Below are 15,337 nucleotides of genomic sequence, written 5' to 3'. Positions count from 1 at the left end.
CGGCGGCCGGGCGGACCGAACCCGGCGCTCGAGATCCGCGCACGCACGGCAGCCGCCGATCGGCAAGCCCCACCGTCGATGATGTTTGTCACTGGCCCGGCGAATCCACCGCTGGGCTAGGCGCTCCCCCGGGGGTGATCCGTCCTCCGGCGCAGGCGGAAGGCCTACGCTGGGCCGCGTACGGCGGGTGCCGCCGTCTGTACCGGGGAGGCCGGCATGACCACTCTTGACGATCGGACGACGTCCCGCGCGGACGGCGCCGAAGGTTCCGGCCCGACGGTGGCGGACGTGAGCGGCCCGTCCCGGCTCGCCGAGCGGGACGAGGCGATCAGCGCCGACGAGTTGCAGTTGGCGGCCCGCAACCACGGCCTGCCGCTGGAGGCGCTGCGCTACGACGTCACCCCCGCCGGGCTGCACTACCTGCTGATCCACTACGACATCCCGGAGGTGGACCCGGCGACGCACGCGCTCACCGTCGGCGGGGCGGTCGAGCGGCCGTTGACCGTCGGTCTGTCCGAGCTGCGCGAGCGGCCCCGGGTCACCCACCGGGTCACCCTGGAGTGCGCCGGCAACGGCCGGGCCCTGCTGCACCCCCGGCCGGTGAGCCAGCCGTGGCTGGTCGAGGCGGTCGGCAACGCCGAGTGGACGGGTACGCCGCTGGCGCCCCTGCTGCGCGAGGCGGGCCTCGGCCCGGACGCCGTGGACGTGGTCTTCACCGGCGCCGATCACGGCGTCGAGCGGGGGGTCGAGCAGGACTACCAGCGGGCGCTGCCGGTGGCCGACGCGCTGCGCGAGGAGGTGCTGCTGGCGTACGAGATGAACGGCGCTCCCCTGCTGCCGCAGCACGGCGCTCCGCTACGGCTGATCGTGCCGGGCTGGTACGGCATGGCACACGTCAAGTGGCTGCACTCGATCGAGGTGCGGACCACGCCGTTCGACGGCTACCAGAACGCGGTGGCCTACCGGCTGCGCCGTGACGCGGACGATCCGGGCGAGCCGGTTACCCGGATCGAGCCGCGTGCCCTGGTGCGCCCACCGGGCTTTCCCGACTTCATGACGCGCCGCCGGGTGCTGCCGGCGGGACCGTGCACGGTGGACGGTCGGGCCTGGTCGGGGCACGCGCCGGTGGTGGCGGTGGAGGTGAGCGTCGACGGTGTGGCGAGCTGGGCGCAGGCCGAGCTGGACCCGGCGACGGGCGGGGAGTTCGCCTGGCGACGGTGGCGGTACGAGTGGACGGCGACGCCGGGCCGGTACGTGCTCAGCGCACGGGCGACCGACGCGTCCGGGCGGACCCAGCCGGTCGAGCAGCCGTGGAATCGTGGTGGCTTCGCCAACAACCTGGTGCAGCGCGTCGAGGTCGTGGTGCCCGCCGAGTGACCGCCACGGGTGGGGGCCCGGGGCGCGACGGTCCGGTCAGTTGCCGAAGCCGGAGTCGGCGGGCAGCGAGATGTCGGGCTTCTCCAGCTCTTCGACATTGACGTCCTTGAAGGTCATCACTCGGACGTTCTTCACGAAGCGGGCAGGGCGGTACATGTCCCATACCCAGGCGTCGTGCATCTCGACCTCGAAGTAGACCTCGCCGTCGGAGTTGCGCACGTGCAGGTCGACCTGATTGGCCAGGTAGAACCGACGCTCGGTCTCCACCACGTAGGAGAACTGGCGGACAATGTCGCGGTACTCCCGGTAGAGCTGCAGCTCCATCTCGGTCTCGTACTTCTCGAGATCTTCCGCGCTCATCGCACTCCGCCTTCCATGACCACATCTTCCCCCACGGGCGTCGAAGGCCGAGGCTGCTCGCCCAACGCCACGCCGACGGTACCCCCTGACGCCCCGGAGTGCCCCATCGGCTCGTCCGAGCCCGGGTCGACCGGTCGCCGGGCGCGCGGTGGCCGGCCGTCGCGGCCGGAGACCGTCGCGACATTGACGTACGAGAAGCGGTGTTCCCGGCACGGCCCGTGCTCGCGCAGCGCCGCGCTGTGCTCCGGGGTGATGTAGCCCTTGTGCTCGGCGAAGCCGTACGCCGGGTACACCCCGTCCAACTCCACCATGATCCGGTCCCGGGTGACCTTGGCGAGCACGCTGGCCGCCGCCACGCAGGCGGCCACCCGGTCGCCCTTCCACACCGCCAGCCCCGGCACTCCCAGGCCGTCCACGCCGAAGCCGTCGGTCAGCACGTACTCCGGTCGGGTGCTGAGCGAGGCGAGCGCCCGGCGCATCGCGGCCAGGTTGCACACGTGCAGCCCTCGGGCGTCGACCTCATCGGCGGGGATGATCACCACGGCGTACGCCAGGGCACGGTCCACGACCTCGGCGTACACCCGTTCCCGGCTGGCCGGGGTGAGCAGCTTGGAGTCGGCGAGCCCGTCGATCTCGCCGCGCCGCCCCTCCGGGAGCACGGCCGCGGCGGCGACCAACGGCCCGGCGCACGCGCCCCGGCCGGCCTCGTCGGCGCCGGCCACGTGCCGGAAGCCGCGCCGCTGCAACGCCCGCTCCAGCGCGTAGAGCCCGGCCTCCCGACGAACGACGGTACGCGGCGGGGTCAGCACGACGCCTCGGCAGCCGGCGGCAGCAGCCGGGCCAGCAGGTCGGGCAGCTCCGGTGGGTAGTACCGCTCGCCGCTGGCGGCCAACTCGGTGGGCAGCCACCAGCGGTGACCGGCGATGCTGCGCTGCTCGACGTCGTTGAAGCCGACGGTGTCGACCTCGCACGACGGGACGCGGAGCAGGAAGAAGTCCTGCTCCTGGCGGTACCAGTCGCCGTCGAACGGGAACTCGGTGGCGTCGGACCAGACCGGCTCACCCAGCTCGGCAGGATCGACCCGCAGCCCGGTCTCCTCGGCCAACTCCCGCACCGCGCCGGACGCCGGAGACTCACCCCTGTCGAGCCCGCCGCCCGGGGTGAACCAGTAGCGGTGCTCCGGGCGGGCCGGGTCGAAGCCGTGGAACAGCAGGACCCGGCCGGCCGCGTCGACCAGCAGCACCCGCGCCGCGCGTCGAGGGATGTAGACGCGGTCGGCACCGTTCGCGTCTGTGGGGCTCGTCAGCCCACTCCTCACGGTCACCGCACCAGCCTGCCAGACGGGCGGCCGATCGCCCACGCCCCCACCAGTTCTACGGCTTGGGAATGCCGTCGAACTGGTCGGGCACCGTCAGCCAGGTGGCCCGGTTGACGGGCCAGAAGACGGTGAACGCCCGCCCGACGACCTCGCTCTCGGGGATCGTGGCCTCGGTGATGTTCTGGTTGGACTGCTGCCAGTGCTCCAGCGAGTCACCCGAGGCGGACCGGTGGTCGCCCATCACCCACAGCCGACCCTTCGGCACGGTGATGTCGAACTCCTGGTCGGCCGCCTTGTCCTGGACCCCGTCGATGGAGAAGATGTACGGCTCGTCGAGCGACTTGCCGTTGATCATCAGGCGCTCTTGCGGGTCGCAGCAGACCACGTGGTCGCCGCCGACGCCGATCACCCGCTTGATGAAGTCCTCGCCGTCGGGGTTGCCACTCCACTCGGTGGGGGCCTTGAACACGATCACCTCGCCGCGGTGCGGTGACCGGAAGTCGTAGACCAGCTTGTTGACCAACACCCGGTCATCGATCTTGAGAGTGTTCTCCATGGACGGGGACGGGATGAAGAAGGTCTGCAGCACGAAGGCGCGGACCAGCACCGCGACCAGGATCGCCACACCCAGCAGGATCGGCAGCTCCTTCCAGAAGGAGCTACGCGGCTTGTCGGTCTGCTCGTCAATCACGCCAAGGAGCCTACGTTGCCGGACCGGACGTCACCGTCCGGAACGCGCGGGAACCCCTCAGCGCGACCGTCAGCGGGAGTATCAGCAGCACACCGCCCTGCGGGGACGGGCGGGTCGGCGGCACACCGGACGAGGCCGTGGCCGGCGCGGCCACGTCGTCGAACGTCGCCGGCACCGACAGCGCCGCCCAGCGCGACGAGGGCCAGACCACCATGAACGCCCGGCCGACGACGTTGTCGATGGGCACCGGCCCCTGACAGCGCGCGTCCTGGGAAACCTCACGGTGGTCGCCCATGACGAAGATCTGACCCGGGGGTACGACCACCTCGTCGAAGCGCCGCGAGCGGCACTCCTGCGGGTTGGGCGGCAGGTCCAGTGGCGAGTCGCGCAGCACGTACGACTCGTCGAGCGGGGTCCCGTTCACGGTGACCCGGCCCTGCGAGTCGCAGCACTTGACGCGGTCGCCGGGCACGCCGATCACCCGCTTGATGAAGTCCTTCTCGCCGGGGCGGCTCACCCCGACCAGGTCCCCGACGGTCCGGGCGAGCTTGCCGGCGAACCCGGGCTCGGGCTGCTGGTCGACCTGCGGCGCCCACCGGTCGGTGCCCCGGAACACCACCACCTCGCCGCGCACCGGGTCACGGACGTCGTAGACGACCTTGTTGACCAGCACCCGGTCGCCGATCAGGAGAGTGTCCTCCATCGAGCCGGACGGGATGAAGAACGCCTGGAGCAGGAACGTGCGGATCAACACCGCGAGGCAGAAGGCCACCACCAGCAGCAGTGGAAGTTCCTGCCAGAGGGGCATCTGACGCCGGGTGCGGCGAACCCGCCGCCGCCACGGATCGACAGTGCCGTCCTCGTCAAGCGTCTGCACCACGCCACTCCCCGGTCCGCAGAAACACCACCGCCCGGGAGCCTCGTCGAGGCTCCACGGGCGGTTGTGGACGGCTGCCCGCCTCGTGGGCGGGGCCACCGCCTGGCTGCGCCCGTACGACCAGGGTAGTGCGGTCCGGTCGGTACGGCATACGCGCAGCTCAGGCGGCGTGGCGAGCGGGAAGTCAGCTGGGCTGCTTCTCCCGCTTCTCCTTGATCTTGGCCTTCTTGCCGCGCAGCTCGCGCAGGTAGTAGAGCTTGGCGCGACGCACGTCACCGCGGGTCACGACCTCGATGCGGTCGATGCCCGGGCCGTTGAGCGGGTAGGTCCGCTCGACACCGACACCGAAGCTGACCTTGCGGACCGAGAAGGTCTCGCGCAGACCGTCACCCTGGCGGCGGATCACGACGCCCTGGAAGATCTGGACACGGGACCGGTTGCCCTCGACGACCCGCGCGTGCACCTTGACGGTGTCACCGGCACGGAAGTCGGGAAGGTCGGTCCGCTTCGACTGGGCGTCAAGGGCGTCCAGGATGTTCATCGCTGCGTCCTCGTAAGGCTCACGGCGCACCGTCACTCGATGCGCGGATGGGTGATTCTGATTCCCGGGTGGTGGTCGGCGGGCCAACCCCGGTCGGGGATCCTCGCAGCCGCCCGCGGGCGCGGACGGATGCGGCAACCCCTCTACTTTGCCACATCCCCCGGCGGTGGTTGAAATCCGGCCTGTTCCAGCGCCGCGATGTCCCGTTTGTCGAGCCGCTCGGGGGGCAGCGCGGCCAGCAGGTCCGGACGTCGGGCCGCCGTGCGCAGCAGCCCTTCCTCGCGCCGCCAACGGGCGATCTTGCCGTGGTCGCCGGAGCGGAGCACGTCCGGCACGTCGTGGCCGCGCCAGCTCGGCGGCTTCGTGTAGATCGGCGCCTCGAGCAGCCCGTGCGCGTGCGACTCCTCGTCCAGCGAGCCGGCGTTGCCCAGCACCCCGGGCAGCAGTCGGGTGACCGCCTCCAGGACGACCAGCACGGCGACCTCGCCGCCGAAGAGCACGTAGTCACCGAGCGACACCTCGGTGACCGGCATGCGGGTGGCGGCGTGCGTCAGGACCCGCTGGTCGATCCCCTCGTACCGGCCGCAGGCGAAGAGCAGGTGCGGCTCGGCGGCCAGCTCGTGCGCCAGGGCCTGGGTGAACGGCACGCCGGCCGGCGACGGCACCAGCAGCCGGGGCGGCGCGGCCCCGGCCGGGGCGAGCGCGTCCAGCGCCGCACCCCACGGCTCCGGCTTCATCACCATCCCCGGGCCGCCGCCGTACGGGGTGTCGTCGACCGTGCGGTGCACGTCGTGGGTCCAGGTCCGCAGGTCGTGCACGGCGAGCTGGAGTACGCCGTTGGCCCGGGCACGGCCGATCAACGACAGGTCCAGCGGGGCGAAGTACTCCGGGAAGATCGACACGACGTCGACGCGCATGCGCGGTGGTCCTAAAGATCGAGCAGTCCGGCCGGCGGGTCGACGATCACGCGTCCACCGGCCAGGTCGACCTCCGGGACGATCGCCCGGACGAACGGGATCAGCGCGGTACGCCCCTCGGGCCGCCGCAGCACCAGCAGGTCGGACGAGGGCGCGTGGTCGATCCGGGCGACCTCGCCCAGACGTTCGCCGGACGGGGTGACCACCGCCAGACCGACCAACTGGTGGTCGTGGAACTCCTCCGGGTCCTCCGGAGGCTCGACGTCGGCGCTGTCCACCACGAGCAGGGTGCCGCGCAGCGCCTCGGCGGTGTTGCGGTCCAGGATCCCGTCGAACGCGACGAGCATCCGGCCCTGGTGGAACCGGGACTCCTCGATGGTCAGCTCGGCCGGAACCCGGAACACCACGCCCGGCCCGTCCGCCGGCGCGGGCGGCGGAACCGCCCCCGGCTCAGTGCGCAGCACTGTACCGGGGGCGAACCGCGCTTCGGGCTCGTCCGTCCGCACTTCCACGGTGACCTCACCGCGGACACCGTGCGGCTTGCCGATCCTTCCGACGACGAGCTGCATCAGTACGAGTCGACGATGTCGACGCGTACTCCGCGCCCACCGATGGAGCCGATCACCTGACGCAGCGCCTTGGCGGTCCGACCGGACCGCCCAATCACCGTGCCGAGGTCCTCGGGGTGCACGCGGACTTCCAGCCGCTTGCCCCGACGGGAATCGACCATCCGGACCCGGACGTCGTCCGGGTGGTCGACGATGCCCTTGACCAGGTGCTCCAAGGCGGGACGCAGCGGCATGTCAGGCCTGCTCACCGGCGTCGGCGGCGGGGGTCTCGGCCGGAGCCTCGGTCGCCGGGGCCTCAGCGGCCGGCGCCTCGGCGGCCTTGGCGGCCTTCTTGGCCGGCTTGGCCGGGGTCTCCGGGGCCAGCCCGGCAGCGGCCTTCGCCTCGGCCTCGTACGCCGCCTTGCGGTCGGCCCGCTCGGGGGCGACCTTCAGCGGCGGCGGGGCCGGCAGGCCCTTGAACTTCTGCCAGTCACCGGTCAGCTCCAGCAGCCGCTGCACCGCCTCGCTCGGCTGGGCGCCGACGGACAGCCAGTACTGGACCCGCTCCGACTTGACCTCGATGACCGAAGGGTCCTCCTTCGGCTGGTACACCCCGACGAACTCGATCGCCCGGCCGTCACGCTTGGTGCGCGAGTCGGCGATGACGATGCGGTACTGCGGGTTGCGGATCTTGCCCATCCGCAGGAGCCGGATCTTTACGGCCACAGTTGTTTCGCTCCTGTTGCGATCTCACCGGCCCACTACGGGCGGTGTGCATGGGTGAGCGCCGACCGGCACAGTGGGGTTGGGCCGGAGACTACTCGGTGGACTGGCGACGTGCCCGGGTTAGAGGGCGCCGGACGCGCGCCGGATACCAGCGACCCATTCTGCCAGATCCGACGCCGATCGTTCGCATCGGACCCGGACACCACGTCACCGGTGATCCGGAACACCTCTCAGCGCACCGGCGGGCGATCCCACCCTAGGGGCAGTTTGTCCGGCACGTCCCAATCTGCGGGCGGGGTGAAGTCACCCCAGGTGCCGTCGAACGGGAACGCGCCGGCCTCGGCGAGCGCGATCACCCGCTCCCCCTCGGCCCGGACCGCCTTCTCGTCGGTCACCCAGTAGTCGTCGCCGAAGGCGAGCCGCTCGACGAACTCGTCCTCGTCCTTCCACTGCCAGCTCAGGTCCGGACGCACCACCACGTCGAGGTCCTGGTCCACCACGTCGACGCCGGCCACCGAGCCGTCGTCCCAGCGGACGCCGGGCTCCTCCAGGTTGACGTACCAGTGGGCGAACCGACCCTGCGCGTCCCGGAACCACCACACCGAATGCGCCGCGCCCGTGGGCAGGAACTTCAACAGCGGCGGACCGTTCCAGTGGCCGTGCGCCAACCGGTACGACGACGAGACCCACTGGGCGAACGGCATGGCCCGCATGTTCAGCCCCGCCTCGGTGACCTCGTGGGCCACCGGCGAGTCCCGGGCGATCCACACCAGCAGGCCACGCTCGTCGTCGCTGACCACCCGCCCCGGGCGCACCCAGCCGATCCGGCCGTGCCGCACGTTGCGGTGCATGATCAGCCGACCCGGTGCAAACCGCACGGCAACACCTCCGGACTGTAAGCAGGGGGCCCTTCCTCTACCGCAGACGGTAGGAAGGGGCCCTTCCTAACGTCTCAGTAGGCGCGGGCGAGGATGGCCACCAGGTCGGGCTCGTCCTCCGAGTCCGGCACCGAGCCGTCGGCCCGCAGCAGGCAGCGCACCGTCACGCCCTGGCCGTTCGCCTCGGCCTCGCCGGCCACGCCGACCGCCGACCACGGCACCATGGCCCACCCGGTGGCGGCCGCCTCGATGGCCTCGGCCAGGGTCGACACCTCCACCGTGCGCGACGTGCGGTGGGCCAGCGCCTGGTCGTGCAGCACCTGCTGGTCGGCCTCCAGCGCCGCCAGCACCGCGCCGACCACGTCGGCCACCGGCGTCGGAGACTTCGATCCGTCGGTACGACGAACCACCGTCGCGTTACCGACGGCCAGATCGCGGGGACCGACCTCGACGCGTACCGGATAACCGCGCAGCTCGGCGTCGACGGCCCGGCGGCCGAACGCGGTGTCGGTCCGGTCGTCGAGCGCGACCCGGACACCGGCGTCGCGCAGGCCGTCGCGCAGCTTGGCCGCCGCCTCCGCGACGCCCTCGCCGTCCTTGACAACCATGATGTACGCCTGGATGGGCGCCAGCCGCGGCGGCACGCGCAGGCCGTTGTCGTCGCCGTGCGCCATGATCAGGCCGCCGAGCATCCGGGTCGACGTGCCCCAGGAGGTCGTCCAGGCGTGCTCCCGGCCGCCTTCCTTGGCCGAGTAGCTGATGTCGAACGCCTTGGCGAAGTTCTGCCCCAACTCGTGGCTGGTGCCCAGCTGGAGCGCCTTGCCGTCGCCCATCATGCCTTCGCAGGTGTAGGTGGCGGTCGCCCCGGCGAACCGCTCACGGGCCGTCTTCAGGCCCACCACCACCGGGATGCCCAGCACGTTGACCATCAGGTCCTCGTACGCCTCATGCAGGATCCGCCGCGCGTAGGCGCGGGCGTCCTCGCGGGTCGCGTGCGCGGTGTGCCCCTCCTGCCAGAGGAACTCGCTGGTCCGCAGAAAGATCCGCGGACGCAGCTCCCACCGGACCACGTTCGCCCACTGGTTGAGCAGCAGCGGCAGGTCCCGGTACGAGTCGATCCACTTGGCCATGAACTCGCCGATCACCGTCTCGCTGGTGGGACGCACCACCACCGGCTCGGCGAGCTGCTTGCCACCACCGTGGGTGACAACCGCCAGCTCCGGCGAGAAGCCCTCGACGTGCTCGGCCTCGCGCTTGAGGTAGCTCTCCGGGATGAACAGCGGGAAGTACGCGTTCTCCGCGCCCGCCGCCTTGATCCGGTCATCCATCTCGGCCTGCATCCGCTCCCAGATGGCGTAGCCGGCCGGTCGGATGACCATGGTCCCCCGGACCGGGCCGTTGTCGGCCAGCTTCGCCTTGGCGATCAGGTCCTGGTACCAGCGGGGAAAGTCCTCCGCACGGGGAGTGAGCACGCGTGCCATGACCGCACATCCTATGCGCCGGGCGAGGCGTCACCGCGCCCGGGAGGCGTCACGCCCTCCGCGTGGCGGCATGGCGCCCCTTGCAAGCGCTGCTCGGCTGGGCCGGCGACCGCCTGCCGGGCGCGGATCCGACCGCGCTGGCCTTCGCCGCCGACGATCGTCCGACTCGTGGTGAGCCCACGCCAAGATCCTCACAACATCACCGATGTTGCTGCCTCAGCCACGCCGGAAGCAGCAATATCCCTGATGCTGTGAGGATCTTGCGCGGCCCAGCGCGGCCCAGCGCGGCCCAGCGCGGCCCAGCGCGGCCCAGCCCGGCCCAGCCCGGCCCAGCACGGCCCAGCCCGGCCCAGCCCGGCCCAGCCCGGCCCAGCACGGCCCAGCCCGGCCCAGCCCGGCCCAGCCCGGCCCAGCCCGGCCCAGCACGGCCCAGCACGGCCCAGCACGGCCCAGCACGGCCCAGCACGGCCCAGCACGGCCCAGCGCAGACGGGTCAGCGCACCACTCGGCCGCGCAGGATCGTGCGGGACGGGGCACGGACGACCCGCAGGTCGCGGCGGGGATCCTCGGGGTAGACCGTCAGGTCGGCGAGACCGCCCTCGACCAGCCCGGGAAAGCCGAGCCATTCCCGGGCGCCCCAGGAGGCGGCGGCGAGTACGTCCTCGGCGGGCATGCCGGCCCGCTCGTGCAGCAGCAGCATTTCTTCGGCGGCCAGCCCGTGGTCGATGCCGCCGCCGGCGTCGGTGCCCACGTAGATCGGCACACCCGCCTCGTGGGCGGCCCGCACCACCTCGGGGAAGCGGTCGCGCAGCGCGAGCATGTGTTCGGCGTACCCGGGGAACTTGGCTTGCGCCTGTTCGGCGATCCCGCCGAAGGTCGCGATGTTGATCATTGTGGGGACGAGCGCGGTGCCCCGGCGGGCCATCTCGTCGATCAGGTCGAGGCTCAGGCCGGTGCCGTGCTCGACCGAGTCCACCCCGGCGCGCACCATGATCTCGACGGCGGCCTCGGAGAAGGTGTGCACGGCGGCGCGTACCCCGGCGTCGTGCGCGGCCCGCACGGCGGCGGTCAGGGTGTCGGCGTCCCAGGCCGGCGCGAGGTCGCCCACGCCACGGTCGATCCAGTCGCCGACCAGCTTGACCCAGCCGTTGCCGGCCTTGGCCTGGGCGGCCACCGTCGCGGCCACATCGGCGGCGTCGACCTCGACGCCGATGTCCCGCAGGTAGCGCTTCGGCGGGGCGACATGCCGGCCCGCGCGGGCCAGTCGCGGCAGGTCGGGTTCGTCGTCCAACTCGGGGTACGGGTACGGCGAGCCGGCGTCCCGGATCGCCAGCACCCCGGCGTCCCGGTCGATGTGGGCCAGTTCGCGGGCCTGGTCGAGCGAGGTGATCGGGGCCCCACCTCGGGCGATGCCGAGGTGGCAGTGCGCGTCGACCAGCCCCGGCAGCACGAACCCGCCGTCGACGACGGTCTCCGCGTCGGGGACCGGGGTGAAGGTCACCCGGTCGCCGACCAGCCAGAGGTCCCGGACCTCGTCGTCGGGGAGCAGCACGCCGCGCACATGAAGGGCCATGCGCACAGTCCTACCCGATCACTCCCCCTCGGGGGCGAGCAGGTCGTTCTTCCGGCTGGTCAGCGCGGGCAGGTCCGCGTCAGCGCGGGCCCTTGTCGCCGCCCTTGCCGAGCTTGTTGAAGTCGATCTTCGGGAGCTTGAAGCCGGGCGGGAGGCCCTGGCCAGCCGCCAGGTCGTTCGGGTCCATCCCCGGCGGGAGCTGCGGCATGCCACCCGGGAAGCCGGCCGGCATCCCGGCGCCGGTACGCGGACGACCGCCGCCCTTGGTGCCCTTGCGCTTGTTCTTCGGCGACTTGGTCGCCTTGCGGCGGCCAGCACCGGGCAGGCCCATCATGCCGCCCATCTGCTTCATCATCTTCTGCGCGTCGGCGAAGCGGTTGAGCAGCTGGTTGACGTCCATGACGGTGACTCCGGAACCGTTGGCGATACGCGCCCGGCGGGAGCCGTTGATGATCTTCGGGTTGTTGCGCTCGCCCGGGGTCATCGACCGGATGATCGCGGTGACCCGGTCGAAGTGGCTGTCGTCCAACTCGGCGAGCTGGTCCTTCATCTGACCCATGCCCGGCATCATGGCCAGCACGTTGGCGATCGGACCCATCCGCCGTACCGCGATGAGCTGGTCGAGGAAGTCGTCAAGCGTGAACTGCTCGCCGCCCATCAGCTTGGCGGTCATCTTCTCCTTCTGATCGGAGTCGAAGGCCTGCTCGGCCTGCTCGATCAGAGTGAGGACGTCGCCCATGCCGAGGATCCGGCTGGCCATCCGGTCGGGGTGGAAGACGTCGAAGTCCTCCAGCTTCTCACCGGTGGACGCGAACAGGATCGGCTGCCCGGTGACCTCGCGAACCGACAGCGCGGCACCACCACGGGCGTCACCGTCGAGCTTGGAGAGCACCACGCCGGTGATGCCGACGCCGTCGCGGAACGCCTCGGCGGTGCGGACGGCGTCCTGACCGACCATCGCGTCGATGACGAAGATGACCTCGTCCGGGGAGACGGCGTCGCGGATGTCGGCGGCCTGCTGCATCATCTCGGCGTCGATACCGAGCCGGCCGGCGGTGTCGACAATGACGATGTCCCGGGCGGCGCGCTTGGCGTGCTCGATCGACGCGCGGGCCACCTGCACCGGGTCGCCGGTGCCGTTGCCGGGCTCCGGCGCGTACACCTCGACCCCGGCCCGACCACCGAGCACCTGGAGCTGCCCGACGGCGTTGGGGCGCTGGAGGTCGGCGGCGACCAGCAGCGGCTGGTGGCCCTGACCCTTGAGCCAGCGGGCCAGCTTGCCGGCGAGGGTGGTCTTACCCGAGCCCTGGAGGCCGGCCAACATGATCACGGTCGGCGGCTGCTTGGCGAACTGGAGTCGTCGCCCCTCGCCGCCGAGCACGTTGATCAGCTCTTCGTTGACGATCTTGATGATCTGCTGGGCCGGGTTGAGCGCCTGGGAGACCTCGGCGCTGCGGGCGCGCTCCTTGACGGCCGCGATGAAGCCCTTGACCACCGGCAGCGCGACATCCGCCTCCAGCAGCGCGAGGCGGATCTCACGCGCGGTGGCGTCGATGTCGGCGTCGGTGAGCCGTCCCTTGCCGCGGAGCTTGGTGAAGATCCCGGACAGGCGGTCACTCAAGGTGTCAAACACGCGAACATCCCGTTTGTCAGTGTTCCGGCGGGCACAACGCGGCCGGCACTGCGGAGTCCGGCCACCGCTAGGGTAGCCGCCCGGCCGCACGGCCGCTGGCGGCCCGGCCTCACCCCGGAACCAAGCCCGATTGGTACGCGAAGACGACGAGCTGGGCCCGGTCCCGGGCTGCCAGCTTGCCCATCGCCCGGCTGACGTGTGTCCGGGCGGTCGCCGGGCTGACCACCAACCGGGCGGCTATCTCCTCGTTGTTCAGCCCCTCACCGACCAGGCCCACCACCTGGCGTTCCCGGTCGGTGAGCGTGTCCAGTCGGGGGTGCGGACGGGGTGCCCGCGACGGCCGGGTGGCGAACTCCCGCACCACCCGGCGGGTCACCGACGGCGACAGCAGCGCCTCCCCCTCGGCGACCAGCCGGATCGCCCGCAGCAGCTCCGGCGGCCGGGTGTCCTTGGTGAGGAACCCACTCGCGCCGTGGCGCAGCGCGTCGAAGACGTACTCGTCCAGCTCGAAGGTGGTGAGTACCACCACCCGCGTACCGGTCAGGTCGGGATCGGCGACGATCCGCCGGGTCGCCTCGATCCCGTCGATGCCCGGCATCCGGATGTCCATCAGGACGACGTCCGGCCGCTCCCGCCGGGCCAGCTCGACCGCCCGCAACCCGTCGGCGGCCTCACCGGCGAGCGCCAGGTCGTCCTCGCTCTCCACCAGCGCCCGCAGCCCGAGGCGGACCAGGTCCTGGTCGTCGGCGATCAGCACCCGGATCATGGGGACGGCTCCACCGGCAGCCGGGCCCACACGCGGAACCCGCCGGCCGAGCGCGGTCCGACGCTCAGCCGCCCGCCCAACGCCGTCACCCGCTCCCGCATGCCGGCCAGCCCGTGCCCGCCGGACCGGCCGTCGGCCGGTTCGAGGTCGCCGGCCGCGTCGAGCCGGCCCGGGACGCCGACGCCCCGATCGGTGACCTCGACCGTCACCTCGTCGGCCCGGTAGGTCACGGTCACCTCGGCACGCGCCACCTCGGCGTGCCGCAGCACGTTCGTCAACGCCTCCTGCACCACCCGGTACGCGGCCAGGTCGACCGCCGCCGGCAACTCCCGTGGGTCACCGGCCAGGCGCAGGTCGACGGCGAGACCGGCGCCCGCCAGGCGGTCGCGCAGTGCGGGGAGCCGCGCCAGACCGGGCACGGGCTCACGCTCCGCGCCCCGCCGCACCGCGCCCAACGTGACCCGCAGCTCGTCCAGCGCCTCCCGGCTGGTGCGGCTGATGGCGGTCAGCGCGATCTCCGCCTGCTCCGGCCGTTTCGGCAGCAGGTGCAGGGCGATGTCCGCCTGCATGCTGATCGCGGCCAACCCGTGCCCCACCACGTCGTGCACCTCCTGGGCGATGCGCAGCCGCTCCTCGTCGGCCTGCCGCCGACCCTGCTCGGCACGCTCACGGGCCTCCTCGGCTCGGGTACGGGCGGCCGCCTCCCGGCTGACCCGCACCACCACACCCACCGCGAACGGTACGACCACCCAGGCCGACGCGGGCAGCACTCCGGTCCAGCCCGGCGCGGGGCCGCGCGAGGCGAAGACATGCGCCAGCAGCACCACGAACGCGCCGCTGCCGGCGAGCGCCGCCGGACGCACCGGCAGTCGCACCGCCACGGTGTACACCGCGAGCAGGAACGCGAGCAGAATCGGCCCGTACGGGTAGCCGAGCACCAGGTACGTCGAGGTGGCAAGCGTAACCACGACGAGAGTCGCCACGGGAGCACGCCGTCGGAGCAGCAGGGCGAGCGCGGCGAGTGCGATCAGTGCCCGGCAGAGGGCGTCAACCGGCATCGAGCCCGGCTGGTTGTCCCCGGCCAGCCCGGTGGCGAGTTGTCCGAACCCGAACAGCACGAGGGCAAGCACGGCGTCCGACACCGCGTCCCGCCCACGCCACCCGTTCCCTCGCATGGCCGTCATTCTGCCCGCGCAGACGTCTCCTGACGTGCGTCCACGAGCGGCACCGCCGCTACGTCCCCGAACGTAGCCACGACCTCACCTCGCCCAGGTAATCCCGGCCCCAGCCGCCGAGTGGGCCCGCGAGCCGGCGACGCACAGATGCCGACAGCCGACGACGCACGGATGCCGCCGGTGGCGGTAGCGCGGCGACGCCGCAGGCGCCCGAGGGGCCGGCAGCGTCTGAGCGGGCGCGGCGTATGGCGGCCGGAGTGTGTGGAGCGGGCGCTGCAACAAGCGTGATGACTCGGTGGCATCTTGATGCCACTGAGTCATCAGCCGCGAAGTGGCGCATGCGGGCCGCGGGCATCCCAAGGCTTCGCAGGGCCCACGACGAGCGCCGACCCACGACGGCCAGCGCGGGCCCAACACGGCCAGCGCGGGCCCAACACGGCCAGCGCGGGCCCAACACGGCCAGCGCGGGCCCAACA

At 72.1% G+C, this 15,337-nt stretch carries 17 protein-coding genes; 1 reads left to right on the top strand and 16 read right to left on the bottom strand.

Translation table 11 applies throughout. The features are described from left to right. Positions 1-216 precede the first annotated feature (216 nt). Positions 217-1,377, top strand: a complete 1,161-nt coding sequence (locus tag ACQP03_RS07005; RefSeq protein ID WP_433460599.1) for a sulfite oxidase — start codon at positions 217-219, stop codon at positions 1,375-1,377. A gap of 36 nt (positions 1,378-1,413) precedes the next feature. Here ACQP03_RS07005 and ACQP03_RS07000 read toward each other — a convergent pair whose 3' ends face one another. The 16 genes from ACQP03_RS07000 to ACQP03_RS06925 form a co-directional block, all read right to left on the bottom strand. Continuing rightward, a complete protein-coding gene (locus ACQP03_RS07000; protein ID WP_018218957.1) occupies positions 1,414-1,737 on the bottom strand; it encodes a DUF2469 domain-containing protein in 324 nt (107 codons plus the stop codon). Then, a complete protein-coding gene (locus ACQP03_RS06995; RefSeq protein ID WP_396833364.1) occupies positions 1,734-2,546 on the bottom strand; it encodes a ribonuclease HII in 813 nt (270 codons plus the stop codon). The genes ACQP03_RS07000 and ACQP03_RS06995 overlap by 4 nt, the downstream gene beginning before the upstream one ends. After that, on the bottom strand, positions 2,540-3,055 hold the full coding sequence (locus ACQP03_RS06990) for an NUDIX hydrolase (protein ID WP_396833371.1): 516 nt from the start codon (positions 3,053-3,055) through the stop codon (positions 2,540-2,542). Before ACQP03_RS06990 ends, ACQP03_RS06995 begins: the two co-directional genes overlap by 7 nt. 55 nt (positions 3,056-3,110) lie before the next feature. Continuing rightward, positions 3,111-3,746 carry a signal peptidase I gene (gene lepB / locus ACQP03_RS06985; protein WP_357131043.1) on the bottom strand — a complete coding sequence of 212 codons (636 nt, stop codon included), beginning with the start codon at positions 3,744-3,746 and terminating at the stop codon, positions 3,111-3,113. A gap of 10 nt (positions 3,747-3,756) precedes the next feature. Beyond that, positions 3,757-4,626 (bottom strand): signal peptidase I, encoded by an 870-nt coding sequence (lepB, locus tag ACQP03_RS06980; RefSeq protein WP_355051576.1) that lies wholly within the window; start codon positions 4,624-4,626, stop codon positions 3,757-3,759. 181 nt (positions 4,627-4,807) lie between these two features. Next, positions 4,808-5,164, bottom strand: coding sequence for a 50S ribosomal protein L19 (gene rplS / locus ACQP03_RS06975; protein WP_030335223.1), 357 nt, complete (start codon positions 5,162-5,164; stop codon positions 4,808-4,810). Positions 5,165-5,307: 143 nt separating this feature from the next. Further along, positions 5,308-6,081 (bottom strand): tRNA (guanosine(37)-N1)-methyltransferase TrmD, encoded by a 774-nt coding sequence (trmD, locus tag ACQP03_RS06970; protein WP_357173285.1) that lies wholly within the window; start codon positions 6,079-6,081, stop codon positions 5,308-5,310. A gap of 11 nt (positions 6,082-6,092) precedes the next feature. After that, complete coding sequence (gene rimM, locus ACQP03_RS06965; protein WP_357131050.1) at positions 6,093-6,650, bottom strand: ribosome maturation factor RimM; 558 nt, start codon at positions 6,648-6,650, stop codon at positions 6,093-6,095. Continuing rightward, positions 6,650-6,883 carry an RNA-binding protein gene (locus ACQP03_RS06960; protein ID WP_013284588.1) on the bottom strand — a complete coding sequence of 78 codons (234 nt, stop codon included), beginning with the start codon at positions 6,881-6,883 and terminating at the stop codon, positions 6,650-6,652. The genes rimM and ACQP03_RS06960 overlap by 1 nt, the downstream gene beginning before the upstream one ends. 1 nt (position 6,884) lies before the next feature. Continuing rightward, positions 6,885-7,355 carry a 30S ribosomal protein S16 gene (gene rpsP / locus ACQP03_RS06955; RefSeq protein ID WP_355051573.1) on the bottom strand — a complete coding sequence of 157 codons (471 nt, stop codon included), beginning with the start codon at positions 7,353-7,355 and terminating at the stop codon, positions 6,885-6,887. Between the two features lie 230 nt (positions 7,356-7,585). Continuing rightward, on the bottom strand, positions 7,586-8,233 hold the full coding sequence (locus ACQP03_RS06950) for a DUF402 domain-containing protein (protein ID WP_357131054.1): 648 nt from the start codon (positions 8,231-8,233) through the stop codon (positions 7,586-7,588). Positions 8,234-8,307: 74 nt separating this feature from the next. Continuing rightward, positions 8,308-9,714: a proline--tRNA ligase gene (gene proS, locus ACQP03_RS06945; protein ID WP_357131057.1), complete on the bottom strand. Its 1,407-nt coding sequence runs from the start codon at positions 9,712-9,714 to the stop codon at positions 8,308-8,310. A 493-nt stretch (positions 9,715-10,207) separates the two neighbouring features. Further along, the gene (locus ACQP03_RS06940; protein ID WP_433460594.1) at positions 10,208-11,287 is read right to left on the bottom strand and encodes an amidohydrolase family protein; all 1,080 of its coding nucleotides are present in this window, start codon (positions 11,285-11,287) and stop codon (positions 10,208-10,210) included. 79 nt (positions 11,288-11,366) lie between these two features. After that, positions 11,367-12,920: a signal recognition particle protein gene (gene ffh / locus ACQP03_RS06935; protein WP_357131063.1), complete on the bottom strand. Its 1,554-nt coding sequence runs from the start codon at positions 12,918-12,920 to the stop codon at positions 11,367-11,369. A 109-nt stretch (positions 12,921-13,029) separates the two neighbouring features. Beyond that, on the bottom strand, positions 13,030-13,686 hold the full coding sequence (locus ACQP03_RS06930; protein ID WP_357131066.1) for a response regulator transcription factor: 657 nt from the start codon (positions 13,684-13,686) through the stop codon (positions 13,030-13,032). Beyond that, positions 13,683-14,861 (bottom strand): sensor histidine kinase, encoded by a 1,179-nt coding sequence (locus tag ACQP03_RS06925; RefSeq protein WP_357131069.1) that lies wholly within the window; start codon positions 14,859-14,861, stop codon positions 13,683-13,685. The genes ACQP03_RS06930 and ACQP03_RS06925 overlap by 4 nt, the downstream gene beginning before the upstream one ends. Positions 14,862-15,337 lie beyond the last annotated feature (476 nt).

It is taken from the genome of Micromonospora sp. CA-248212, from assembly GCF_050948405.1.
Taxonomy (GTDB): domain Bacteria; phylum Actinomycetota; class Actinomycetes; order Mycobacteriales; family Micromonosporaceae; genus Micromonospora.
The sequence above is the reverse complement of the archived record's forward strand: the minus strand, read 5'-3'. Positions and strand labels throughout refer to the sequence as shown.